Source organism: Glutamicibacter sp. BSL13 (assembly GCF_052928425.1).
In genome coordinates this window covers 1-3184 of record NZ_JAVGCZ010000169.1, presented here as the reverse complement: position 1 = coordinate 3184, position 3184 = coordinate 1, and the positions used below count along the sequence as shown (strand labels likewise).

The window sequence follows — 3184 nt, the reverse complement described above, 5'->3', positions numbered from 1 at the left end:
CCGCCGGGGAGGGGGTGGGCTGGGCCGCGGGGGCCGGGGCGCCGGCCTGCGGCAGCTCCAGGCCGTAGAGGGTGTTCAGCGCCTGGACGTACTCCTCGGTGCGTCCTTCGGCGGCCAGTTCGCGGGCCCGCACGGTTGGCACATGCAGCAGCTGGCGCATCATCCGGCGCATGGCCAGTTCCACCTCGTTCGCCGCGGCGGTGCACCCGTGCTGGGAGCGGACCTTGGCGACCTCGGCTTCCAGCACCTGCTGGGTGTGCCGGCGCAGTGCCACGATCGCCTGGTCGGCGTCGCGTTCACGCTGGGAGGCGTCGAATTCCTCGGCGGAGCGGGCCACGATCTTGCGGGCCTCGTATACGGCCAGGGACTGTTCGTCCGGCGCGGCCATCCGCACCGATTCCAGGGTGATCAGCTCAACATCGGACAGCTCGGCCAGGGCCGGGTCAAAGTCGTGGGTCAGGGCCATGTCGATGGCGATCAGCGGGTGGCGCGGCACGCGCAGTGCGGCCAGCCGCGCGGCGGCCAGCTGGGTGCCGCTGCCGCTGCAGCCCACGAGCACGTCGGCCTGGCACAGTGCCTGCTCCAGTTCCTCGGTGCTGATGGCCTGCACGCCGCGCTTCTGCGCGAAGTCCGCCGCCCGCCCGGAGGTGGAGTAGACCTTGATGTGCTTTACGCCGCGTTCACGCAGCAGCGCCAGGGTCACCCCGGCGTAGGCTCCGGTGCCAAAGAGCACCACTTCCTGGTCCTGCCAGGAGCGGTTGGCCTGCATCAGGTCATCGGCCAGGTCCAGGGCCACGGAGACCACGGACTTGCCCTGGGCGCCCAGTGCGGTTTGGGAACCGACGTCCTTGGCGGCGCGGGTGGCCGATTCAAAGAGGCGGGTGAGGTTGCCGGTGGTGGTCTTCTGCTGCTGGGCCTGGGTCAGGGCGCGGCGCACCTGTCCGGCGATTTCGCGTTCACCGACCACGGCGCTGTCCAGTCCCGCGCCCACGGAGAAGAGGTGGTCGATGACGGCGCGTCCCTCGAAGCGCAGCAGCTTGCTGTCCAGCAGGTGGGCGGGTACGCCGCTGTGGGAGGAGAGCTGGTGAACCAGTTCGGTGGCCGCGGAGAGCGGGGAGGCGACATCGGCGTAGATTTCGAACCGGTTGCAGGTGGATAACACCACGGTGCCGTTGATGTTGTCGCAGGCCTGAAGGGTCGCGGGAGCCAGCTCGGTGGCCGCGGCGCTGAGCTGTGCCACGGTTTCCAGATCGAGCTGCGAGTGAGATGCAACGAGAGATAGGTAAACCACAGTGATACCTAGATTAGGCCTGGGTACCTGTTTCGACAACGAAGGTGAACCTATCCTCGAGGCCGTTTTCGACATTTTGTAGAAAAGTTTTCGACGAGTTGTAGAGGTTTTTCGACACGTCGTGGAGGTTATCTTGCTCACCTCGTGAGCCCGCTCACCCGGCGGGGTGGGCATTTGTCGCCAAGACTTGGCAGAATTGGGCACATGACCCTGCCTGCACACCATCCGATGGTTGATGGACGTACGAGTAATTCCGACCTGATTACCGCCCTGCGCGGCGGCACCCCGCGCCGCACCCCGGTGTGGTTCATGCGCCAAGCCGGGCGCTCGCTGCCCGAATACCGCGAACTGCGTGAGGGCACCACGATGCTCGATTCGTGCCTGAACCCGGCGATGGCCAGTGAGATCACCCTGCAGCCGGTGCGCCGGCACAAGGTGGACGCGGCAATCTTCTTCTCCGACATCGTCATTCCGCTGCGCCTGGCCGGAATCGGGGTGGACATTGTCCCCGGGGTCGGGCCGGTGCTCAGTGAGCCGGTGCGCACCGCCGAGCAGGTCGCGTCCCTGCCCGAACTGACCGACGAATCCCTGGAACCGATCCGCGAGGCGGTCGCGCTGACCGTCGCCGAGCTGGGCTCGACCCCGCTGATCGGCTTCGCCGGCGCCCCCTACACGGTGGCCGCCTACATGGTCGAGGGCAAGCCCAGCCGCGACCACCTGGGCCCGCGCACCATGATGCACGCCGAACCGGAGGTGTGGAAGGCCTTGATGGACTGGGCCGCGGACGCCTCTGGCAAGTTCCTGCGCGCCCAGGTGGAGGCCGGCGCCTCGGCCGCGCAGCTGTTTGACTCCTGGGCCGGCTCCCTGCCGCTGGCCGACTACCAGCAGCACGTGGCCCCGGCCTCGGTGCGCACCCTGGATCATGTGCGGGACCTGGGCGTGCCGCTGGTGCACTTTGGCACCGGCACCGGGGAACTGCTCACCGCCATGCGCGATGTGGGGGTGGACGCGGTGGGCATCGACTACCGCATCCCGCTGGATGTGGCCGCCCAGCGCCTGGGGGACACGGTTTCCCTGCAGGGCAACATCGACCCGGCGCTGCTCTTCGCCCCCTGGCCAGTGCTTGAGGCGCACGTGCGTGAGGTGGCCCGGCGCGGTGAGGCCGCCCGTGGGCACGTGATGAACCTGGGTCATGGGGTGCCGCCGAACACCGACCCGGAGGTGCTGAGCAAAGTGGTCGAACTCATTCATTCGCTGTAGCCGCGGGGGACTAAGCTGGTGGCGGGCGCCGTGCGGTTCCCGCCACCGGCGCCGGCCGCCGGCAGCGCCGCACCGAACGCGGCGCCCAAGATCAAGTGGTAACAACACGCCGAAACAGGCAAGGGGTTAGCGTAGGAACATGATTGACGAGCGTGGCCAGCAGGCCCGGCACAATCCATCGACGACCCGGGTGCGCCGTGACATCGCCACCGACGCCGCCGCCCATGCGTTGCGCCTACTGGAGAAGATCCGCACCTCCACGCAGCGTCCCGGCCCGGACACGGCCGGCGAGCAGGCGGGCAAACCGCATGCGATCGTGATCGGCGGCGGGATCTCCGGGCTGGTGGCCGCCCACGAACTGCAGCAGACCGGGCACCGGGTGACCGTGCTGGAAGCCGCCGCCGACTTCGGCGGGTGCCTGCGCCGCATGGAGGTGGCCGGGCTGCAGCTGGATGCCGGCGCCGAATCCTTCGCCGTGCGCTCGAACACGGTGGCCGAGTTCCTGCAGGAGCTGGACATGGGGCAGAAGATCGTGCCCACCAGCGGGATGAGCGCCTGGCTCACCCAGCAGCGCGACGAGCACGTTGAATCCCACCCGATGCCCGCCAGCTCCCTGATGGGCATCCCCGCCCA

The 3184-nt window shown here is 68.6% G+C and carries 3 protein-coding genes; 2 read left to right on the top strand and 1 reads right to left on the bottom strand.

Annotated elements, in window-relative coordinates:
- Positions 1-1291, bottom strand: a 1291-nt coding sequence (locus RCJ92_RS15420) for a glutamyl-tRNA reductase (protein WP_446755063.1), incomplete at its 3' end; no start/stop codon positions are given.
- Between the two features lie 204 nt (positions 1292-1495).
- Between RCJ92_RS15420 and hemE the strand changes: the two genes are divergently transcribed.
- Positions 1496-2551 (top strand): uroporphyrinogen decarboxylase, encoded by a 1056-nt coding sequence (gene hemE, locus RCJ92_RS15415; protein ID WP_446755062.1) that lies wholly within the window; start codon positions 1496-1498, stop codon positions 2549-2551.
- Positions 2552-2690: 139 nt separating this feature from the next.
- Positions 2691-3184 (top strand): FAD-dependent oxidoreductase (locus RCJ92_RS15410; RefSeq protein ID WP_446755061.1); only part of this gene is annotated, 494 nt, incomplete at its 3' end.